The 19367-nt window shown below is 62.0% G+C and carries 16 protein-coding genes; 5 read left to right on the top strand and 11 right to left on the bottom strand.

Annotation, left to right across the window (positions count from 1 at the left end; translation table 11 throughout):
• Nucleotide 1: 1 nt before the first annotated feature.
• Genes ACODSZ_RS11385 through ACODSZ_RS11395 form a run of 3 tightly spaced genes read right to left on the bottom strand, consistent with a single transcriptional unit; the run spans nucleotide 2 to nucleotide 3039 of the window.
• Nucleotides 2-925 carry a VOC family protein gene (locus tag ACODSZ_RS11385; protein WP_175342759.1) on the bottom strand — a complete coding sequence of 308 codons (924 nt, stop codon included), beginning with the start codon at nucleotides 923-925 and terminating at the stop codon, nucleotides 2-4.
• Nucleotides 926-974: 49 nt separating this feature from the next.
• Entirely contained in the window at nucleotides 975-2135 is a 1161-nt protein-coding gene (locus tag ACODSZ_RS11390; RefSeq protein WP_008326001.1) for an alpha/beta hydrolase family protein, read from the bottom strand.
• A gap of 49 nt (nucleotides 2136-2184) precedes the next feature.
• Nucleotides 2185-3039: a SphA family protein gene (locus ACODSZ_RS11395; RefSeq protein WP_050978060.1), complete on the bottom strand. Its 855-nt coding sequence runs from the start codon at nucleotides 3037-3039 to the stop codon at nucleotides 2185-2187.
• A 368-nt stretch (nucleotides 3040-3407) separates the two neighbouring features.
• Between ACODSZ_RS11395 and ACODSZ_RS11400 the strand changes: the two genes are divergently transcribed.
• Nucleotides 3408-4328, top strand: coding sequence for a LysR family transcriptional regulator (locus ACODSZ_RS11400; RefSeq protein WP_488927609.1), 921 nt, complete (start codon nucleotides 3408-3410; stop codon nucleotides 4326-4328).
• Between the two features lie 148 nt (nucleotides 4329-4476).
• Here ACODSZ_RS11400 and ACODSZ_RS11405 read toward each other — a convergent pair whose 3' ends face one another.
• The 5 genes from ACODSZ_RS11405 to ACODSZ_RS11425 form a co-directional block, all read right to left on the bottom strand.
• The gene (locus ACODSZ_RS11405) at nucleotides 4477-6861 is read right to left on the bottom strand and encodes a TonB-dependent receptor (protein ID WP_175342758.1); all 2385 of its coding nucleotides are present in this window, start codon (nucleotides 6859-6861) and stop codon (nucleotides 4477-4479) included.
• A 105-nt stretch (nucleotides 6862-6966) separates the two neighbouring features.
• Nucleotides 6967-7950, bottom strand: a complete 984-nt coding sequence (locus ACODSZ_RS11410; RefSeq protein WP_488927610.1) for a FecR domain-containing protein — start codon at nucleotides 7948-7950, stop codon at nucleotides 6967-6969.
• The gene (locus ACODSZ_RS11415; protein ID WP_488927611.1) at nucleotides 7940-8452 is read right to left on the bottom strand and encodes a sigma-70 family RNA polymerase sigma factor; all 513 of its coding nucleotides are present in this window, start codon (nucleotides 8450-8452) and stop codon (nucleotides 7940-7942) included. Before ACODSZ_RS11415 ends, ACODSZ_RS11410 begins: the two co-directional genes overlap by 11 nt.
• A gap of 168 nt (nucleotides 8453-8620) precedes the next feature.
• Nucleotides 8621-9766 carry a branched-chain amino acid ABC transporter substrate-binding protein gene (locus ACODSZ_RS11420; protein WP_008325990.1) on the bottom strand — a complete coding sequence of 382 codons (1146 nt, stop codon included), beginning with the start codon at nucleotides 9764-9766 and terminating at the stop codon, nucleotides 8621-8623.
• A 646-nt stretch (nucleotides 9767-10412) separates the two neighbouring features.
• Complete coding sequence (locus ACODSZ_RS11425; RefSeq protein ID WP_488927612.1) at nucleotides 10413-12524, bottom strand: TonB-dependent receptor family protein; 2112 nt, start codon at nucleotides 12522-12524, stop codon at nucleotides 10413-10415.
• A gap of 405 nt (nucleotides 12525-12929) precedes the next feature.
• Between ACODSZ_RS11425 and groES the strand changes: the two genes are divergently transcribed.
• Nucleotides 12930-13220: a co-chaperone GroES gene (gene groES / locus ACODSZ_RS11430; protein ID WP_008325967.1), complete on the top strand. Its 291-nt coding sequence runs from the start codon at nucleotides 12930-12932 to the stop codon at nucleotides 13218-13220.
• A gap of 142 nt (nucleotides 13221-13362) precedes the next feature.
• Entirely contained in the window at nucleotides 13363-15012 is a 1650-nt protein-coding gene (gene groL / locus ACODSZ_RS11435; protein ID WP_008325965.1) for a chaperonin GroEL, read from the top strand.
• Between the two features lie 287 nt (nucleotides 15013-15299).
• Here the strand turns inward: groL and ACODSZ_RS11440 are convergent, their stop codons facing one another.
• The 3 genes from ACODSZ_RS11440 to ACODSZ_RS11450 all read right to left on the bottom strand — a co-directional run bounded on the left by ACODSZ_RS11440 (nucleotide 15300) and on the right by ACODSZ_RS11450 (nucleotide 17261).
• The gene (locus tag ACODSZ_RS11440) at nucleotides 15300-16538 is read right to left on the bottom strand and encodes a porin (RefSeq protein ID WP_175342739.1); all 1239 of its coding nucleotides are present in this window, start codon (nucleotides 16536-16538) and stop codon (nucleotides 15300-15302) included.
• A 226-nt stretch (nucleotides 16539-16764) separates the two neighbouring features.
• Nucleotides 16765-17022: a type II toxin-antitoxin system YoeB family toxin gene (locus tag ACODSZ_RS11445; protein WP_175342738.1), complete on the bottom strand. Its 258-nt coding sequence runs from the start codon at nucleotides 17020-17022 to the stop codon at nucleotides 16765-16767.
• Nucleotides 17019-17261, bottom strand: a complete 243-nt coding sequence (locus ACODSZ_RS11450; RefSeq protein WP_008325962.1) for a hypothetical protein — start codon at nucleotides 17259-17261, stop codon at nucleotides 17019-17021. The genes ACODSZ_RS11445 and ACODSZ_RS11450 overlap by 4 nt, the downstream gene beginning before the upstream one ends.
• Before the next feature lie 419 nt (nucleotides 17262-17680).
• Between ACODSZ_RS11450 and ACODSZ_RS11455 the strand changes: the two genes are divergently transcribed.
• Together ACODSZ_RS11455 and ACODSZ_RS11460 are read left to right on the top strand one after the other, a co-directional pair.
• Entirely contained in the window at nucleotides 17681-18718 is a 1038-nt protein-coding gene (locus ACODSZ_RS11455; protein WP_175342737.1) for a methionine ABC transporter ATP-binding protein, read from the top strand.
• Nucleotides 18708-19361, top strand: coding sequence for a methionine ABC transporter permease (locus ACODSZ_RS11460; protein ID WP_008325959.1), 654 nt, complete (start codon nucleotides 18708-18710; stop codon nucleotides 19359-19361). Before ACODSZ_RS11455 ends, ACODSZ_RS11460 begins: the two co-directional genes overlap by 11 nt.
• Nucleotides 19362-19367 lie beyond the last annotated feature (6 nt).

A 19367-nucleotide genomic window follows, 5' to 3' on the forward strand; every position in this document is an offset into this window, starting at 1 on the left:
GTCAGCGTGCGGCGCCCGGCGGCGGACCACTCGGCGCCCACTTTTCGCGGTACTGGAACAGGAACAGTTGCGAGGCATCCGCGCCCATCGGCGCTTCGCGCGCGGCCCACTGTTCATCGTGCAGGTCCATGTCGGCATCGTATTCGACGTGGCAGCCCAGCGGCGAATTGAAGTACCAGAACCAGTTGCTGCCAAAGCGATGACGCCCCGGCCCCCAGAAGCTCTGGTAACCCTTCTCGACGAAACGGGTGCCGGCCAGCAGCACTTCGGTCGGACCGCCCATGTGGAAGGTGAAGTGTTCGCAGCCTTTCATGAAGGGCGGGGTCTGGATCATGAACAGGGTATGGTGGTCCTGCGTACCCGCGGGACGCAGGAAGGGACCCACGCCGGTGAAGCGGTCGGTACAGACAAAGCCCAGGCGCTGATAGAAAGCCTCGGCCTTGGCGGCGTCAGGAACGAAATACACCACATGCGACAGCGTACGCGGCAGGGCCTGCACATCGGCGGGCAGGCCCAGCTGGTTCGGTGCGCGCTGGGCATCGCCAGGACCATTGACGCGTTCGGACGGGATGGCAAGCGGGCGGCGTACGGTGACCTGGAAGGCCAGCGCGAAACCCATGTCGTCGACGCTGCGCACCACGCCATCGCGGCGGCTGACCTCGCGGTCGCGGCGCAGTTCGGTTTCGATGGCATCCAGCGTGGCGTTATCGGCCACGCCATAGACGGTCTCGCGCAGCAGGCTGGCGGTCGCCATGGGCGGCGGCAGGGTGCCATCGTCCTTGGCGCGCAGCACGATGGCGGTACCATCGAGGGCTTCGTAACGGTCATGACCGACATCCTTCAAGCCATAGTCGATCAGGTATTGGCGGCAGGCGGGCAAATCGTCCACGCCAAAGACCAGGGCATCGGGTCCAATGATGTTCATGCGGATTTCCTTGTGATTGACTCGGTGTTGTGTCGTAGCGTCGTGCGCATCAGGCCTTGGTGCGCCCGCCCAGGGTCTCGGCCACCCAGTCGGCGATGACGTGGCCGGCGTTGATGGAGTTGTCGAAACTGGCGTGCTGCGCGCCGCCTTCGCGATCGGTGAAGACCTTCAATTCGCGCTTGGGGCTGTTGACCAGTTGTTCGTAGGTGCGGTGCGCCCACTTCAGGGGAATCTGGGTGTCCTTCTCGCCGTGGGTGACCAGGAAAGGCACGCGGATCTTCTCGACCACGCCATCCAGATGCACGTCTTCGGCGATGCGCATGAAGTCGTCGATATCCTTGGCGCCCCATACCCAGCTGACGTGCTGCCAGTAATGCGGCACGGGGAAATCGCCCTCTTTTTCCAGGCGCTTTTTCTGTACATCGCGCCAGTCGTGATTGGCTCCCCACACCACGCCACAGGCAAAGCGCGGCTCCATGGCCACCACGCGCGGGCAGTAGTAGCCGCCCAGGGAGACGCCTTCACAGCCGATGCGGCTGGCATCCACATCATCACGCTGCTCCAGCCAGTCCACCACGTGACTTGCCCAGTGCTCCGCATCGAAGCGCGCGGTCATGCCATGCAGACGCAGCGCTTCGCCGGTGCCGGGCTGGTCGATCACCAGCGAGGACACGCCGCGCTCGGCCAGCCAGCCGGGCAGGCCGACCAGGTATTTCATTTCCTTGGTCGAATCCAGTCCATTGAGCTGCACCAGAATCGGGGCCGGACCTTTGACCTTGTTGGCGCGTACATACAAGCCGGAGATGACCTTGCCTTGATAGGGAATCTCGACCCGCTCGCAGTTCTCGCCGGCCAGGGTGATGCCGCGCTGGAACACCTCCAGGAAGCGCCGATACAGTTCCAGCCGACCCGGCGCGCCATGCGCCTGCAGGCGTTCGCAGGTCAGCAGGTAGCTGGCCGCACGCTTGTACTTGGCGCCTGCGGAAAGCAGCCGGCCGCGTACTTCGTCTTCGGCGGCCAGGCTGCACAGCTTTTCTGCCATGTCCGCCCAGGTGGCGCGGAAGGCAGCGGTGCCTTCGGCGTCAGGCTGTTTGGCCGCCTCCTGCAAGGGGGCGCACATGGCTTCGATTTCACCGATGCGCGCGCCCATCTCGATGGCGAGGTCGACGGAAAGATTCCAGACATAGTTCGTCGGGAAGTAACGGAACATGGTGTAACTCCTTTGATGATGAGTGATGCCCGGCGAGGCCGACGCCGGCTCAGCGCGGGCCGCCCAGCCACAGCGGCATGGCGAAGTTGATCCAGACGGCATTGCTCTTGGTCGTATTGGCGGCATACAGACCGCGCTGGTAGTTCATGTTGATGCTGTAGGTACCGGCGTTGTAGGCCACCGTGGGGCCCATGGCGAAGCTGCGGGAGCGATTGCCGGTGATATCCGCGCCGTTCTGGCGATCATCGGTGAACTGGTTCAGGTAGGAACCGGTAACGCCCACCTTCCACTTGCCGAAGTTCCAGCCGCCGATGAAGTCGGCCACATAGGCCGTGCCGGAGCGGTAGTTGGTATCGCTGTTCTTGTCATTGAAGAGCAGGCGGTTGGAGATGCCCAGGTCCAGTCCGTCCGGATCGTTGTGGCGAATCGCCAGCACCGGCTGGTAGGAGTTGTAGCCCACTGCCACGCTGGTCCGCTTGGCATCATAGGAGCCGGTCTTGAGCGCGAAGTCGAAGCCGAAGGTGACATTGGTATGTGCGGCGACATCCCAGCGCAGCAGCAAGGGCGTGAAGGTGATGTTGGACAGACCGCTGTGATTTTCGCCATGGCCGGCCACTTCGGTATGCAGCGAGACCACCGGCAGCACCAGTTGGGAATACACCTTGGCCCCCATCCATTGCACACCGTAGGAAGCCAGCAGGCGCGTGGTGGCCGAGTAGACATCCGTCTTGAAGGGGATAGGACGCTTGTTGCCGTTGTTGTCGTAGAGTCCGTCGGCACTGCTGTAGTTGAACTGCTGCACCGCGAACAGGCCCGCAATGGGCGGCAGGGCGGCAATGTATTCACTGGTGGACCCGGTGGGGAATGGCGAAACACCCCCTTCGAAGGCTTGCGCGGACTGCATGCTGGCAGCACCGATCACGGCCAGGGTGGCCAGGACGGCACGATTGCCCAGCCGCCGGGCTGGTACGGTTCCTCTCTTCACTGCTGTCTCCTTGTCTCCTACCCTGCCTGGCTTGTTGTTCGCCGTCGCGGCGTCTTGTCGGGGCCAGGCTCAACAGTGGCGCAACCAATGCGCCACCAGCTTGCCGTGCCAGCCTTTTCTCGTGTCTGTCTGCGAGGCCGTGCAGCGGTTGGGTGAAGATTAAGGTTGTGGTTGATATTGATCAAATGGATTGTTTTGATTCATGATATGGACGGGATCAATACATGACCGCGCCCTGCAAGCCTTGCACAGAAGAAAGGCCGGCCCCCGACAACGGAGACTTATTCATGCGTTTCAACAAGCTCGACCTCAATCTGCTGGTCGCCCTGGACGCCTTGCTGACCGAACTCAACATCAGCCGCGCCGCCGAGAAGATCCACCTGAGCCAGTCCGCCATGAGCAATGCACTGGGGCGCCTGCGCGAGTATTTCGATGACGAGTTGCTGATCCAGGTCGGCCGCCGCATGGAAGCCACGCCCCGTGCCGAAGTGCTGCGCGACGCGGTCAACGATGTGCTGCGTCGCATCGAAGGATCGATCGCGGCCAAGCCGGCCTTCGTGCCGGCCGACTCCCAACGGGAATTCCGCATCTCGGTGTCGGACTTCAGCCTGAACGTGCTGATCCCGCGGGTGATCGCACGAGCCCACGCCGAGGGGCCGCAGATCCGCTTTGCGCTCATGCCGCAGGTGCAGGACCCGACCCGCTCGCTGGACCGGGCCGAAGTCGATCTGCTGGTATTGCCGCAAGAATTCTGTACGCCTGATCATCCTGCGGAGGAAGTGTTTCGCGAACGTCATGTCTGCGTGGTGTGGCGCCACAGTCCGCTGGCCAAGGGCAAGCTGACGCTGGAGCGCTACATGGAGGCCGGTCATGTGGTGATGGTGCCGCCGGGTGCCAATGCCTCGTCGGTGGAAGCGTGGATGGCCAACAAGCTGGGCTTTGCACGGCGGGTGGAAGTGACCAGCTTCAGTTTTGCTTCCTGCGTGGCGCTGGTGCAAGGGACCAATCGCATCGCCACCGTGCATGGCCGGCTGGCGCGCAGGCTGGCGGCGCAGCTGCCGGTGGTGTTGAAGGAGAGCCCGCTGCCGCTGGCGGAGATGCACCAGATGATGCAGTGGCACCGCTATCGCACCAATGATCCGGGCATCGAGTGGTTGCGGCAGGTGTTCCTGGAAAGTGCGAGGGAGATGGACATGGAAATGGCTTGATGAAGCAGCCTGAGCCATTTCGATAATAAGTATAAATTATTTATATCACTCAAGATTTCCAAAACAATACCCTGCTGCCTTTCAGCAGCAGGGTATTAGATGCAACTCACAACTAAGTACGTGCAAATCAGAACCAAGTACGTGCAGATCAGAAATCGACCTGCGCCGACAGCACCAGAGTGCGCCCCGATGCCGTGCCGACATAACCGTTCTGCATCAGCCAGTAATTCTTGTCGAACAGGTTTTCGATGTTGGCGCGATAGGTCACGACCTGACCTGCCGTTCGGGTGATGTAGCGCGCACCGATATCGACGCGGGTCCATCCCGGCACCTTGAGCTTGTTCTCGTTGCTGTACCACATCGAGCCGGTACGGGTGACGCGGGTATTCAAGGCCAAGCCTTGCAGCCAGGGCGCATCCCAGTCCAGGCCGAGATTGAAATTGCTGTTGGGGATGGCGCCGACATCCTTGCCGTCATTGGTGCCATTGTCGGTGTGGTACTGCTTGGCATCGAAGAAGGTGCCGCTGGCATTGAAGCGCAGGCCGCGCCGTATTTCACCATAGGCCGCCAGTTCCAGTCCGCGCACGCGGTTGCGGCCATCCTGGGTGGTGGTGCTCACGCCATTGACCAGCGTGGTGCTGGAATTGGCCTGCTCGATCTGGAATACGGCGGCGGTGGTGGTGATGCGGCCCCAGTCGACCTTGGCCCCGGTTTCCACCTGCTTGGACTTGTAGGGCGGGAAGAGCTGGTTGGGATTGCCGTCGCTGGCCGAAGTGAAACCACCGGCACTGAGCGCCGCCGTGTAGTTGGCATAGAGCGAGACGTTCTGCACCGGCTTGACGACCACACCCAGTACCGGCGAGATGGCGGTCTTGTTGGAGGTCTGGGTGGCATCGACCAGGCTGTGCGAATAGACCTGTTGACGGCGCAGGCCGACGATGAAACGCAGGCGGTCATCGGCCAGCGACAGCGTATCGGTCAGGGCAAGGCTGGTCAGGCGTACCTGGCTTTGCGGCGTGGGCTGGCCGCGCGCACCGGTAATGGCGGCCAGCGCCACCGGGCGATACAGGTTGGAGGTGACGCTGCTGCTTTCGGAGAGGTAGAAATAATCGGTCTGCTGGTCCAGCATGTTTGCGCCCAGCATCACGGTGTGCTTGATGCCACCGGTGTTCAGGCGCGCGCGCAGGCCCACATCGGCGGAGGTGGAGACCACCTTCTGGTCGTAATAGCCATTGGAGAGAGTCCCCGTATCACCGGCTGCATTGAGGATGGTGGCGCTGGGAAAGCTCTGGTAGGAGCTGGCCTCGTGATAGCCCACGGCACCGTAGGCGGTGAGCTGGTCGTTGATGTCGTATTCCAGGCGCGTGGTCACGGCCTTGTCGTCCGATTGCAGGGTGGTGCCCGGGTAGAGGTTGGTCTTGCCCGAGGGCGCTTCCGGCATGACCAGGCTGCTGACGCTGAATTGCGGGCGGAAGTTGCGCGCGTCTTCATGCTGGGTATACGCATCCAGGCTCCAGCGCACACGGCCACCGTTGTAGTCGAGCCCGACCGAGCCCATGCTCTGCTGCTGATTGCTGCCGGACAGGCCGGTATTGCCATCGGCATAGAGGGCATTGACGCGGATGCCCCACTCCTGCTGCTCGCCGAAGCGACGTCCGAGGTCGGCCTTCACGCCGAACTGCGAATTGGAGAGATAGGTGGCCGTGACGCTGGAGACCGGATCTTCATGTGCCCGCTTGGGGATCAGGTTGACCGCCCCGCCGACCCCGCCGGCCGGCCCCATGCCATACATCAGCGTTCCCGGCCCTTTGAGTACTTCGATGCGCTCGACCATGGAAATGGGCATGCGTGTAAGCGGCACCATGCCGTAGAGTCCGTTGAAGGCCACGTCATTGGCCGACATGGTGAAACCGCGAATCTGGTAGCTGTCGCCGAAACCGCCATTGCCATTGGTGTTGCGCACCGAGGCATCGTTGGTGATGACGTCACCGATGGCGCGCGCCTGCACATCCTCGATACCTTGCGAGGTGTAGTTGGTGGTGCTGAAGGGCGTGTCCATGACGCTGGCCGTGCCCAGCACGCCCAGGCTGCCGCCACGCGCCACCAGGCCACCGGCATAGGGCGCGGTGGGGTCGGCGCTTTCGGTGATGGTGACGGTGGGCAGGACGGCATTGGCATTGCTGCCGGTGATGCCTGCGGGGGCCATCACGGTGTAGCTGCCATCGGCATTGCGGATGGCTTGCAGGGGCGTGCCGGCCAGCAGCGCGGCAAAGCCTTCGGCCACGGTATAGCGGCCGGAGAGCCCCTTGCTCTGGCGCTCGCGCGTGAGGGCCGGATCGAAGGACAGCAGCACGCCGGCACGGCGGGCGAAACTGTTGAGGCTCGGGTCCAACGGCCCGGCGGGGATGTCGTAGCTCTGGCGTTGGGTGTCGGTGGCTTGCGCCTGAACAGCCGCCATGGGGCTGGCCAAAGCGGCCAGTATCGCCAGTCGGGACAAGGTCGGACGCGAGGGGAAGCAGGTTCGGATGGTCATGGATCTCGTTGGGTGATTAGCTGAAGAGGACTTGCTCTCTGGTAAACCGAACGAGATCCAAAAACCTGCAGAAAAAAATGAAAATGATTTACGCCAATGCCTGCATCAGGTGGCATCCCGTGGTCGCAAGGTGATCCAGTAGTCCGTGAAGGAATCGACCCGCACCGGCAAGGTCCGGGCGATCGCGGCCAGGATGCGGGCGGGCTGGTCGAGCGGAAACACGCCTGAGATCGGCAGGCTGGCGACCGCAGGATCGCAGCGCAGCCTGCCAGGCAGGCTGCGCTCCAGCTCGGCCACGAGTTGGCCCAGGGGCATGTGATCGGCGATGATGACGCCTTCGATCCAGGCGCTGGCCTGCTCATTGGCCGGGGCGAGACCGCCGACCAGTCCTTGCGCATCGAACAGCCCCTGTTGCCCGGCGTCCACGCGTACCGCCGCGTGCTCATCATGAGCACGGAATTCCACCGCGCCCTCATAAACAGCCAGGCGCATGCCCTCCTGCGCATCACGCAACTGGAAGCGCGTGCCCAGCGCGCGCGCCTGGCCCAGTCGGGTCTGCACCAGCAAGGGCCGATAGGGGCGATCACGTTCATGTCCCGTGCTGATGAGCACTTCGCCGCGATACAGGTGCAGCAGGCGCCGCTGCTGGTCGTAATCCGCATCCACGGCGGTGGCGCTGTTGAGTTCCAGCACGGTGCCGTCGGCCAGCACCACGCGGCGCCGTTCACCGGTGCCGGTAGTGTACCCGGCCATCCACGCCTGCCATGGCGCCAGGCGCGCAGCGCTGGTGGCCAGCAGCCCGGCACCGATCGTCATGCACAGGGTCTTGAGGGCGAAGCGGCGGTTGTGGCGGGTACGGGCAGGACTGGCGCCGATGCTGCCGTGGGCCAGGGTCGCGGGCAGCGTGGCGATCCGTTCGCTGAGGCACTGCAGGCGCTGCCAGGCCAGCTCGTGCTGCGGGCATTGAGCCCGCCAGCGGCGGCAGGCTTGCTGGTCGTGGTCGGTGGCGCTGCCCGATTGCAGTCTGACCATCCAGTCGATGGCGGCCATGACGATGTCCTCGCTCGGCGGGCTGATGTCAGCGGCCATACTGCAGGCGGTAACAGGCGGTGAAGGCGCGCCTCATGTATTGCTGCACCGAACTGAGCGAGACCTGCAGACGGGTCGCGATCTCGGCATAGCCCAGGCCATCTAACTGGGACAGCAGGAAGGCACTGCGCACCTTGGGGGGGAGCGCGGCCAGCATGGCGTCGACTTCGTTGAGGGTTTCCAGCACCAGCAGTTGCGCTTCGGGCGAAGGCAGATGCTCGGGCGGCATCTGCGCAAGCATCTCCAGGAAGGCCGCTTCCAGCGCACAGCGGCGGAAATGGTCGATCATCAGGCCGCGGGCGATGGTGGCCAGCAGCGCGCGGACTTCATCGAGGGTGAAGTCGCGGCGCTCCACCATCATCTTGACGAAGGTATCCTGGGCCAGGTCGGCGGCCAGGTCGGCATTGTCGGTGCGACGGCGCAGCCACCCCAGCAGCCACCGGTGATGCCCGGTGTAGATGCCAGCGATGTCTTGATGACGGGAAGATGCAAGGTCGGCCATGACCGCAAGAAAATGAATGAGAACGTGTCTCATTATAATCTTGAAATGCGCTGACGGGGCGGCCTGGTTTTTGGTCGATATGAAACAAAAAGCCCCGGCACCAGGGCCGGGGCTTGTCACAGCGGCTTCATCCGGTTCCGTCATGGAACCGGATGTGAAGCTTGTTGCTTACTTCACCACGCTCAGCAGGGTACGCTTGCCACCCTTGTAGGTGTACAGGGTCAGGGTGCCGTTGAGGATGTCGCCCTTGGAGTCGAAGGCGATTTCACCGGTCACACCCTTGTGGTGGATCTTGGCCAGGAACGGCAGGTAGACCTTGGGATCCGACGAGCCAGCCTGCTGCATGGCATCAGCCAGGGTCATCAGCGCATCGTAGGTGTACGGTGCGTAGATCACGACGTCCTGGTTGAACTTCTTCTTGTAGGCTGCCTTGAAGTCTTCCAGCGGCTTCTTGCCGGCTTCGGTCACGCCACCGGCTTCGGCGCAGACCACTTCGCTGTCCTTCAGGCCGGCACCGGCCAGGGCCGGCAGTTCGGTGGTGCAGATACCGTCACCGCCCATGAACTTGGCCGAGATACCCAGCTGGTCCATCTGGCGCAGCATCGGGCCGGCCACGGCATCCATGCCGCCGAAGAAGACCAGATCCGGCTTCTTGGACTTGACCGAGGTCAGGATGGCGTTGAAGTCGGTGGCCTTGTCGGTGGTGTACTGGGTTGCCACGATGGTGGCACCGGCAGCCATTGCGCTCTTGCGGAATTCTTCGGCCACGCCTTGACCGTAGGCGGTGCGGTCGTCGATGACGGCCACGCTCTTGCCCTTGAGCTCATTGACGGCATAGCGGCCCAGCACGCCACCAAGCTGACCATCGTTGGCCACCACGCGGAAGGCGGTGTTGAAGCCCTGTTGGGTGTACTTGGGGTTGGTGGCCGACGGCGAGATCTGCGGGATGCCGGCGTCATAGTAGATCTTGGAAGCCGGGATGGTGGTGCCGGAGTTCATGTGACCGACCACGCCCTTGACCTTGGCATCGACCAGGGCCTGAGCCACGGTGGTGGCTTGCTTCGGATCGGAAGCGTCATCCTGGGCCACCAGCTGGAAGGTGACCTTCTTGCCGGCGATCATGAAACCCTTGGCGTTGAGTTCGTCCACGGCCATGCGGGCGCCGTTTTCGTTGTCCTTGCCGATGTGCGCGTTGGGACCGGTCAGGGGAGCGACGTGACCGATCTTGATGACTTCTTGTGCTTGCGCAGCCCCTGCGAATGCGAACGCTGCCACCAGTGCCGTAGCGACAGGAATCATTTTGATTTTTTGCATGAATTGCTCCTATTACTTCCAATGAAAGATTGAAAACGCAGTTCGTTGTGCCATTTGTTATGTGCACTGACCGATCCTGAGCGCCATGTGGACGGTGCCATGATCGGAAAGCGCCGCAGCGCCTCCCAGTCGCTGACCGGTTCTTGCTTGCGGACTCTGCTACTGCAAAAAACGAGCCATGCCTTGCAGCATCTCGACTCGGGCGCTTTCCGCATGGTCATCCCCGGTTAAAAAGGGACGGAGCCACAGCAGGCAAGCGGCCCGGCCAAAGCGCCAGGCCAGGCGGGGCAGCTCCTCCGATACACCGCCCCGCCGGGCAGAATACACCGTAATGGTGCGGCTGGGAGAGCGAGTTCCGTGCCAACGCGGTTGTTCATTCATATCGCACGTTTTATGCACTTTTTTGAATCGAAATGCGAAGGAGCGCACCAATAAGGGTGGGCGACCGGAAGAAAACTGCACTTGAAACTCAGGCAGACCACCCCGGAAACCTCAGTCCATGCGCAAATGATCCTGCAAAATGAGAATTTTCATTCATTTGCCGCAAATTCCGGCCTTGATGCGCTGATCGCACCCGTCAGTGAGGGGCCGCCATCAGGAACCTTCCATGGCGGCCCGTTCACGACGCGTCTTTCGCAGGCGCTGATCAGAATGCGTAACGCCCCTGCACGTACAAGGTACGCGGCGCGCCCACCAGCTTGCCAGGATTGCCGTCCACGGTACGGGTGAAGTAGCGGTGATCGGTCAGGTTGTTGATGCCGGCGGTGACATCAAGCCCCTTCCTGCCTGGCACCTTCCAGCTTGCCTGGGCATGCCAGAGGCGGAAACCCGGGATTTCCCCGAGGCTGCCGTCGGTGCTTTCGGCCAGGGTGTTGGCTTCATCGGCGAACTGTCGGCTCTGGTGCGTCGTCGACAGGCTCACACCCCATGGGCCGGACTTGAAGCGGGCGCCAAGCGTATCGGTCGTACGGGCATAGAACGGCAGGTCCTTGCCGGGGTTGCTGCCCGACTTCTGCAGGGCCCGGGTGTAGGTGTAGTTGGCAAAGACCGACCAGCCCTGCAACGGACCTTGCTGGTCAAAGGTATAGTCCGCTGCCAGTTCGATGCCATCATGCCGGGTCTTGCCGATGTTGCGGAAGACACTGGGATTGGTTCCCTGGACGGACACGATCTGGTTGTCAAAATCGAGGTGGAACAGCGTCGCTTCGGCAGACGCCTGCGCACTCTTCCAGCGCGCGCCCGCTTCCATTGTCCTGGCCAGCTCCGGAGAGAGCGGATTGGCCGAGGACATGGTGTTGAGTTGCGAATTCTGCACCACGCCGAAGGAGGTGTTGTAATTGCTGAACAAGGTCAGTTGCCCGGTCAGCAGGTAGGCCACATTGATGGAGGGCAGCGGCTTGTTGCTGCCGGTCTCGTAGGATGCCTTTTTATTCACGTCAACTCGGGTCGACCTGACGTGCTCGAAGCGCAGACCCGGGGTGATGCGCCACTGGCCGAAGGCGATCTTGTCGTCGATATAGCCGGCGTGGGCATCGGTACTGTTGCGGAACTGGGCAAATCCGCTCAGTGCGCCGGTGCGCACTGACTCGTTATGGAGGTTGTCGTCGCCACGCTCGCGGACATGGCGATAGCCGACCGTGACATCGTGCGTGACGCTGCCCCAGGCAAGGCGATGCGTATAGCGTGGCTCGATGCCCAGGGTTTCGTAGTTGCGCGGTTGATGCGAGAGCTGCACCCGGGCGGCATTGATCAAGGTACTTTGGCGGGTGGCCTGGTTGAAATAGCTACGGATCTCGAACTCCTGATGGTCCGATATCGTGTTGAGGTAACCCAGGTCGAAGCCTTTTCGGGTGCCGCTCCAGTTGTCGCGCGGGCGTGTGTTCTGGAACGGATCGGCGGCGTACTGCGCCGTGGTCAGCCCGCCCGGCGTGCGACTCATCACGTCGTAGTAGTTGAGCTTGGCGTAGAGTTCGGCGCTCGGCGAGAGGGCGTAACGCATCTTCAGCGCAAAATCATTGAGGTGCTCGTCACTCTTGTCGCGCCATCCGCGGCCATCCTGCCCCGAGTAAAGAAAGGCCATGCCGATGCCGTTGTCGTTTTGGCCGCCGGCGAAGGCCGTGGTCTGCGTATTGCCCCCACCCTGACCGTAACTGTTGTAACGCACCGAGGCATCGCCGGAGATGCCAGTGGTTGCCGGGATGGAGCGCGTCTTGAAGTTGATGACGCCACCCACGTTCTGCGGCCCGAAGCGCACGGCCCCGCCACCGCGGACGATGTCGATGGATTCGATGTTGTTCAGACTCAGTGGTGCGAAGGACAGTTGCGGCTGTCCATAGGGCGCCACCGCCATCGGAATGCCGTCCAGCAGGATGGTGGAGCGCGGCGAGAAGCGCCCGGTCAGTCCCCGCACGCCAATGTTGAGGGCGATGGCGCTGCCTGCCGTGCCGGCGTTGTCGCTGGACTGCACGCCGGGGATGCGGCGCATCACATCGCCGATGCTGATGGCGCCCGTGCTGTCGATCTCCTGCTTCTTGACCACGGTGCGCGCCCCCGGATAGGTCTTCACGCTACTCTCCAGACCGGTGCCGAGCCAGTCGCCACTGACCTGGATGGGCTCCAGGCCGGACTGCACCTGGGCCGCGGCCGGCTGCTGTGCCAGGCTTGCCAGTGGCCAGCCGAGCATGGCCAGCGAGACGAGGGTTGAGGTGGCGATGCGTAGATCGTGCGCAAAAAGCAAAGTGGCCTGACTAGTCTTCATAACATTTCGGTCCAATAAAAATATTGGCGAACCTCCGCCGTTTATTTCTTGTTTCTTGTTGAAAAAGGGAATCTTTCGGGCAGACACCCGAAAGGAGGCGGAATAGTAATGATTCGTATTAAGTCGTGCGCATTTTTCGGGGCGTTTGATAATTATTCTGATTAAGCCTCGAATTTCTTTGAGCTCCGGAGCGCCCTGCGGCAGCGGAAAACGTCCGGCATGGCCATCGACGCCTTGAAAATTCCCCGCCCCATCCCTATACTTAGCACTCGTCACGGCAGAGTGCTAACAGCACCGCCGGACGCAATCCCCTTTTTCTTGCGGTGAGGTTTGCTGCATTTGGAAGAAAACCGTTGCAGGCTACGCCGCAATCAATGCTAACTTATTGAAAATTAAGGAGTTCTCATGAATCTTCGCCCTTTGCACGATCGCGTTATCGTCAAGCGCCTCGACCAGGAAACCAAGACTGCTTCCGGTATCGTTCTGCCTGACGCAGCGACCGAAAAGCCGGACCAAGGCGAAGTCCTGGCCGTCGGCAACGGCAAGATCCTGGAAGATGGCAAGGTCCGTCAACTGGCCGTGAAGGTCGGCGACCGCGTTCTGTTCGGCAAGTACTCCGGCCAGGCCGTGAAGGTCGATGGCCAGGAACTGCTGGTCATGCGCGAAGAAGACCTGTTCGCCGTCGTCGAGAAGTAATTCGGCATCCGGCCTTCCTTTTCCTTCTATATAGATAGAGAAAATCTGAAGGCCTGCGGCAGCAAGACAGCAGCCGGCGCCCCTGAAATTTCAGTCGCGCGCCAGGCTATATGAACTGAACCGAATTTCTGGAGAATCCAACATGGCAGCAAAGCAAGTTATTTTCGGCGATGAAGCACGCGCCAAGGTCGTCAACGGCGTCAACATCCTGGCCAATGCAGTCAAGGTCACCCTGGGTCCCAAGGGCCGCAACGTCGTGCTCGAGCGCAGCTTCGGCGCCCCGACCGTGACCAAGGACGGCGTTTCCGTCGCCAAGGAAATCGAACTGAAGGACAAGCTGGAAAACATGGGTGCCCAGCTGGTCAAGGAAGTCGCTTCCAAGACCTCCGACAACGCCGGTGACGGTACCACCACCGCCACCGTGCTGGCGCAAGCCATCGTGCGCGAAGGCTTCAAGTACGTCGCCGCCGGCTTCAACCCGACCGACCTGAAGCGCGGTATCGACAAGGCTGTCACCGCCATCGTCGGCGAAGTGAAGAACCTGGCCAAGCCCACCACCACCTCCAAGGAAATCGCTCAAGTCGGCTCGATCTCGGCCAACTCCGACGCGGACATCGGCGACATCATCGCCAAGGCCATGGAAAAGGTCGGCAAGGAAGGCGTCATCACCGTCGAAGACGGCAAGTCGCTGGAAAACGAACTGGACATCGTCGAAGGTATGCAGTTCGACCGCGGCTACCTGTCGCCGTACTTCATCAACAACCAAGAGAAGCAGATCGTCGCCCTGGACAATCCCTTCATCCTGCTGTTCGACAAGAAGATCTCCAACATCCGTGACCTGCTGCCGGTGCTGGAACAAGTCGCCAAGGCTGGCCGTCCGCTGCTGATCGTGGCTGAAGACGTCGAAGGCGAAGCCCTGGCTACCCTGGTGGTCAACAACATCCGTGGCATCCTGAAGACTGCTGCCGTCAAGGCTCCTGGCTTCGGCGACCGCCGCAAGGCCATGCTGGAAGACATCGCCATCCTGACCGGCGGCCAAGTGATCGCCGAAGAAGTCGGCCTGACCCTGGAAAAGGCTACCCTGGCTGAACTGGGCCAAGCCAAGCGCGTTGAAATCGGCAAGGAAAACACCACCATCATCGACGGCAACGGCGAAGCCGCTGGCATCGAAGCACGCGTGGCAATGATCCGCACCCAGATCGGCGAAGCCACCTCCGACTACGACCGTGAAAAGCTGCAAGAGCGCGTGGCCAAGCTGGCTGGCGGTGTTGCACTGATCAAGGTTGGCGCTGCCACCGAAGTCGAAATGAAGGAAAAGAAGGCCCGCGTCGAAGACGCCCTGCACGCTACCCGCGCTGCTGTTGAAGAAGGCGTCGTGCCTGGCGGTGGCGTGGCCCTGCTGCGCGCTCGCGCCAACGTCAAGGATCTGAAGGGCGACAATCCTGACCAGGAAGCCGGTATCAAGATCGTGCTGCGCGCCATCGAAGAACCGCTGCGCCAGATCGTCTTCAACGCCGGCGACGAGCCGTCGGTGGTGGTGAACAAGGTGCTGGAAGGTTCGGGCAACTTCGGCTACAACGCTTCCAACGGCACCTACGGTGACCTGGTGGAACTGGGCGTGCTGGATCCGGCCAAGGTGACCCGTTCGGCCCTGCAGAACGCTGCCTCCGTGGCCAGCCTGATCCTGACCACCGACGCCCTGGTGGCCGAAGTGGCAGAAGACAAGCCGGCCGGCATGCCTGGCGGCATGGGTGGTATGGGCGGCATGGGCGGCATGGACGGCATGATGTAATTGGCCTTCCGGCTGCGGGCCATGCGCTGCATGGCCTGTGCTGCAAGTGAAAAACCCGCATCAGCAATGATGCGGGTTTTTTCTTGCCCTGCGCTCGGACCGGCTCCCTTGCGCCATCACCAAAACGATGCCAGGGCCCTTGCGTACCCGCGCTGTCAGGAAAGCCGCTCAGCGCACACTGCGCCGGCACCATGTGTCGTGCCGCAACGAGGTATAAAAAAAACCCGCATCCTTGCGGATGCGGGCCAAACATCGGGCTCCCACGAGCCCGGATGCAGTGCCAGATCTTAGAAGCTGTGGATCAGGCCGGCGTTGATGCCGGTCTGGCTGCGGTCCAGACCAGGGACGCGTTCCTTGCCCAGGCCGACGCTGTACATGTCGGACGAACGCAGGTTGCGTACGACGGCATAGGTGCTGGTGCGCTTGGACAGGTCATACTTGGCGCCCAGGTTGACCTGCAGCAGGCGGCCATCGGCGCTGCCGATGAACCTGGCGCGGGTGTACTGCAGGCTGCTGATCAGCGACAGAGACGGCGCGACGCGGTAGTTCACACCGATATCCAGCGTACTGCTGGAACGGTTGTTGGCACCGCCGATGACGTAGTGACCGGTGCTGTCCATCGTGTACTTCGGCTGGGGATTACGGCCCTTGGGATGTGCCAGCGAGGCGAAGCTGTAGTCATGCTTCGGATTGTTGGCGATCTCCGACGGTACCTTCCCCAGCGGCAGCGCCACGTGCGAATAGGAACCGTAGACCCTGGCCGCACCGAAGTCGTAGGCCGCAGCCAGCGTCCAGGTCTTCAGGCAGGTATCACCGGCACGGTCCTTGCCAACCACCTCGCCCTTGCAAGCCGCAGGACCGTTGACATCACTGGAGCTTGCGCCCAACTTGCTCTGGAAATAACCCAGACCGATGTTCAGCGGACCATTGGCGTAGGTACCACCCAGGCCGAAGGACTGGCCGGCGCCGGTGCTGCCGGCTGTCTCGCCGAAGCCGTAGATGACGCTACCGGTGAAACCGTTGAAGTTCGGGGTGTTGTAGCGGATGGAGTTGTTGACGCGCTCGCCGTTGGTGCGATCCAGGTTCAGCGAGTGGACCCGGCTGACCACGCCGCCGAAGTCGCCCGCCGAGCTGATGCTGCCCACATCGTCCAGGACGTCCTTCTGGCGGCCGGCCAGGATGGTACCGAAGTTGCCGGACAGGCCGATGGTCGCCTGACGGCCCCACAGCACGCCGCCCTGACCTGCCTCGCCGGTATCGACATTGAATCCGTTCTCGATCGTGAAGACGGCCTTGAGGCCGCCGCCCAGGTCTTCGATACCCTTGATGCCCAGGCGCGAACCCTTGAGCAGACCGGAATCGAGCGCCATCTGGCCGCCCGTCTCCTTGCCGTCCTTGGTGGCGATCTTGTTGGTATAGGACAGGCTGGCATCGACCGCACCGTAGATGGTCACGCTGCCGCTTTGCGCGTGCGCCGCGCCGGCGAAGGCACCCAGCACGGCCAGGGCCAGGATGGACTTTTTCATAGAGTACTCCGTAGTGGTTTGATTGCTGTTGATTGGCGGGCGGGCGTCGCAGCATGGCGAAGGCACCACCCAGGCTTCCCAAAGTAAATCAAGAAGTCACGGCAAATCTAAACCGTCTTTATTTCTTCAAAAGCATCATTCCTTGAATTTCATTCATTTATGAGACTATTCCGATGTTTTATCGCCACACCTGTCGCGTATAGTGGGAGTCAAACTTGGGAGGCCATCAGAAATGGAAGCGGCATTGATGGATCACCACCCTGCCCGCCACGCGCTCGATGACCAGACGATGTTCGCCATGCAGGCGCAGGGCGAACAGACCGGGCAGACGCAGGGGCAAGGCAACCTGTCGAGCCGGTGGAATGCAGGAGTCGTCACGTAGCCGACGCATCAAATGAAGCAACTGACGCGCAACCCGACGGTCGTGACGGCGCCACCAGGCCAGGTCTTCCCGGGCCAGCGGGGTCATGCAGAGCGGGGTCATGTCGGATTGTTCAGCGGCAGCAGCTCGGCGCGCAGTTGCAGCAGGCTGCACAGCAGACGCTCGGCGTTCAGATCGTTGCCCAGCAGGTGCAGGGCTTCCTGCACCCCGCGCCAGACAGGTTCGCGCACCAGCACCAGGTTGTCGGCACCTTCGCGGGTGAGAATGACTTCATCGATATCGGCCAGCTCCAGCAGCGCATCGAGGCGCAGGGCGAGGTCCGTGACAGGAAAGGCGTACATGGGAGGGATTCCGGCGTCTTTGCCCGGCGCGCTGCAGCACGCCGGGCAAAAATTCAGGAAGATAAGCGCCCGCTGCGTCATCCAAGGCATTCCAGCGAAAAATGGACTGAACGACAAAATTTATTCGAATACTTTCTCGTTCAACAACGAGACAAGCTATTGTCCTGCCCTCTCCGCGAACCGCGATCCGGTCAGAAAATCCAGTCCACAAAGCACTTCCCGCCCCGTGCTAAGACGCGCCGGTTATATACATAGGCGAAAATTTATTTTCCCTATATAACCTTGCAGCCTTAAAATAACGGCTTCTTATAAAAATATTGATGGCAGTGGAGACCTGAGGTCCTGACCCGCCCGCAGCGTCCCATGATGCCGCGCTGGCGCAGGTGCCCGGGGCCCGCTGCCATTTCTTCTTTTTCATCATGATCGAAATACAAGCTGTCACCCAGCGCTTCGGCAATGTCGACGCGGTGCGCCATGTCGATTTGTCGATCCGCAAGGGCGAGATCTTCGGCATCATCGGCAGAAGCGGCGCCGGCAAGAGTACGCTGGTGCGCACCCTGAACCTGCTCAACCGCCCCACTGCCGGCCGCATCCTGCTCGACGGCCAGGACCTGACCTCGCTGTCGGCCTCGCAACTGCGCGAGGCTCGCCGTGGCATCGGCATGATCTTCCAGCATTTCAACCTGCTCTCTTCGCGCAGCGTCTACGACAACATCGCCCTGCCGCTGGAACTGGCCGGCAAGAGCAAAGCCGACATCGCCGCCAAGGTCGAGCCCCTGCTGGAACTGGTCGGACTGACCGCCCTGCGCGACCGCTATCCGGCGCAGATTTCCGGCGGCCAGAAGCAGCGCGTAGGCATCGCCCGCGCCCTGGCCAACGATCCCAAGGTCTTGCTGTCGGACGAAGCCACCTCGGCGCTGGACCCCGAAACCACCCGCTCCATCCTCGACCTGCTGCGCAAGATCAACCGCGAACTGGGCCTGACCATCGTGCTGATCACGCACCAGATGGAAGTCATCAAGGACATCTGCGATCGCGTGGCCGTCATGGAAGCCGGCCAGGTGATCGAACAGGGTGAAGTGCTGGAGGTGTTCCGCCAGCCGCGCCACGAAGTCACCCGTGCCCTGATCGGCGACGTCATCGCCCACGAACTGCCCAAGGGGGTGCTGGCGCGTCTGCGCGAACGCCTGGCGCGTGCCGATGCCGGACAGGGGACCGACCACCTGTTCCGCTTCGCCTTCACCGGCAGTGATGTGGACCAGCCGCACCTGTCGGAAGCGGTGCGCCGCTTCAACCTGAACTTCAACATCCTGCACGGCCAGATCGACGAGATCCAGGGACAGGCTTTCGGTTCGCTGGCGATTCTCGCCAACGGCACCCAGGACAACATCAACCAGGCCATGCAGTACCTGCGCGAACAGGGCGTGGTCGTCGAGGAGCTCAACCATGTCATCTGAACTGATCGATCTGTTCATCAGCGCCTTCGGCGAGACGCTGATGATGGTGGCCATCTCCGGCGTGGTCGGTTCGCTGCTGGGCATCCCGCTGGGCATCGCCCTGCACATCACCGAATCCAAGGGCGTGCTGCCCAATGTGGCGTTCAATCGCGTGGCCGGCCTGCTGGTCAATGCAGTGCGTTCCACGCCCTTCATCATCCTGCTGGTGGCGGTGATTCCGATGACGCGCTTCTTCGTGGGTACCTCCATCGGCACCGCCGCGGCCATCGTGCCGCTGACCATCGCCGCCGCGCCCTTCATCGCGCGCCTGGTCGAGACCGCATTGCGCGAAGTCGATCACGGCCTGGTGGAAGCGGCCCAGGCCATGGGTGCCACCACCTGGCAAATCATTTACAAGGTATTGGTGCCCGAGGCATTTGCTGGTATCGTCGCCGGTCTCACGATCACCTTCGTCAGCCTGGTCGGCTATTCGGCCATGGCCGGCGCCATCGGCGGCGGCGGCCTGGGCGACCTGGGCATCCGCTATGGCTACCAGCGCTTCCTGCCGGAAGTCATGCTGGCCGTGGTGCTGATCCTGATCGTGTTCGTCCAGGTGGTGCAATCCCTGGGAGACCTGCTGGTCCGCAAGCTCAGCCACCGCTGAGCACTG

The organism is Herbaspirillum sp. FG34 (genome assembly GCF_057809315.1).

Bases quoted from the DNA above. Each gene is read 5' to 3' on its own strand.
- ACODSZ_RS11460 (WP_008325959.1), top strand. From the start codon at position 18,708: ATGTCATCTGAACTGATCGATCTGTTCATCAGCGCCTTCGGCGAGACG.
- ACODSZ_RS11420 (WP_008325990.1), bottom strand. From the start codon at position 9,766: ATGCAAAAAATCAAAATGATTCCTGTCGCTACGGCACTGGTGGCAGCG.
- ACODSZ_RS11415 (WP_488927611.1), bottom strand. From the start codon at position 8,452: ATGGCCGACCTTGCATCTTCCCGTCATCAAGACATCGCTGGCATCTAC.
- ACODSZ_RS11405 (WP_175342758.1), bottom strand. From the start codon at position 6,861: ATGACCATCCGAACCTGCTTCCCCTCGCGTCCGACCTTGTCCCGACTG.
- ACODSZ_RS11445 (WP_175342738.1), bottom strand. From the start codon at position 17,022: ATGACCCCGCTCTGCATGACCCCGCTGGCCCGGGAAGACCTGGCCTGG.
- groES (WP_008325967.1), top strand. From the start codon at position 12,930: ATGAATCTTCGCCCTTTGCACGATCGCGTTATCGTCAAGCGCCTCGAC.
- ACODSZ_RS11390 (WP_008326001.1), bottom strand. From the start codon at position 2,135: ATGTTCCGTTACTTCCCGACGAACTATGTCTGGAATCTTTCCGTCGAC.
- ACODSZ_RS11425 (WP_488927612.1), bottom strand. From the start codon at position 12,524: ATGAAGACTAGTCAGGCCACTTTGCTTTTTGCGCACGATCTACGCATC.
- ACODSZ_RS11395 (WP_050978060.1), bottom strand. From the start codon at position 3,039: ATGCAGTCCGCGCAAGCCTTCGAAGGGGGTGTTTCGCCATTCCCCACC.
- ACODSZ_RS11455 (WP_175342737.1), top strand. From the start codon at position 17,681: ATGATCGAAATACAAGCTGTCACCCAGCGCTTCGGCAATGTCGACGCG.
- ACODSZ_RS11385 (WP_175342759.1), bottom strand. From the start codon at position 925: ATGAACATCATTGGACCCGATGCCCTGGTCTTTGGCGTGGACGATTTG.
- ACODSZ_RS11400 (WP_488927609.1), top strand. From the start codon at position 3,408: ATGCGTTTCAACAAGCTCGACCTCAATCTGCTGGTCGCCCTGGACGCC.
- groL (WP_008325965.1), top strand. From the start codon at position 13,363: ATGGCAGCAAAGCAAGTTATTTTCGGCGATGAAGCACGCGCCAAGGTC.
- ACODSZ_RS11440 (WP_175342739.1), bottom strand. From the start codon at position 16,538: ATGAAAAAGTCCATCCTGGCCCTGGCCGTGCTGGGTGCCTTCGCCGGC.
- ACODSZ_RS11450 (WP_008325962.1), bottom strand. From the start codon at position 17,261: ATGTACGCCTTTCCTGTCACGGACCTCGCCCTGCGCCTCGATGCGCTG.
- ACODSZ_RS11410 (WP_488927610.1), bottom strand. From the start codon at position 7,950: ATGGCCGCTGACATCAGCCCGCCGAGCGAGGACATCGTCATGGCCGCC.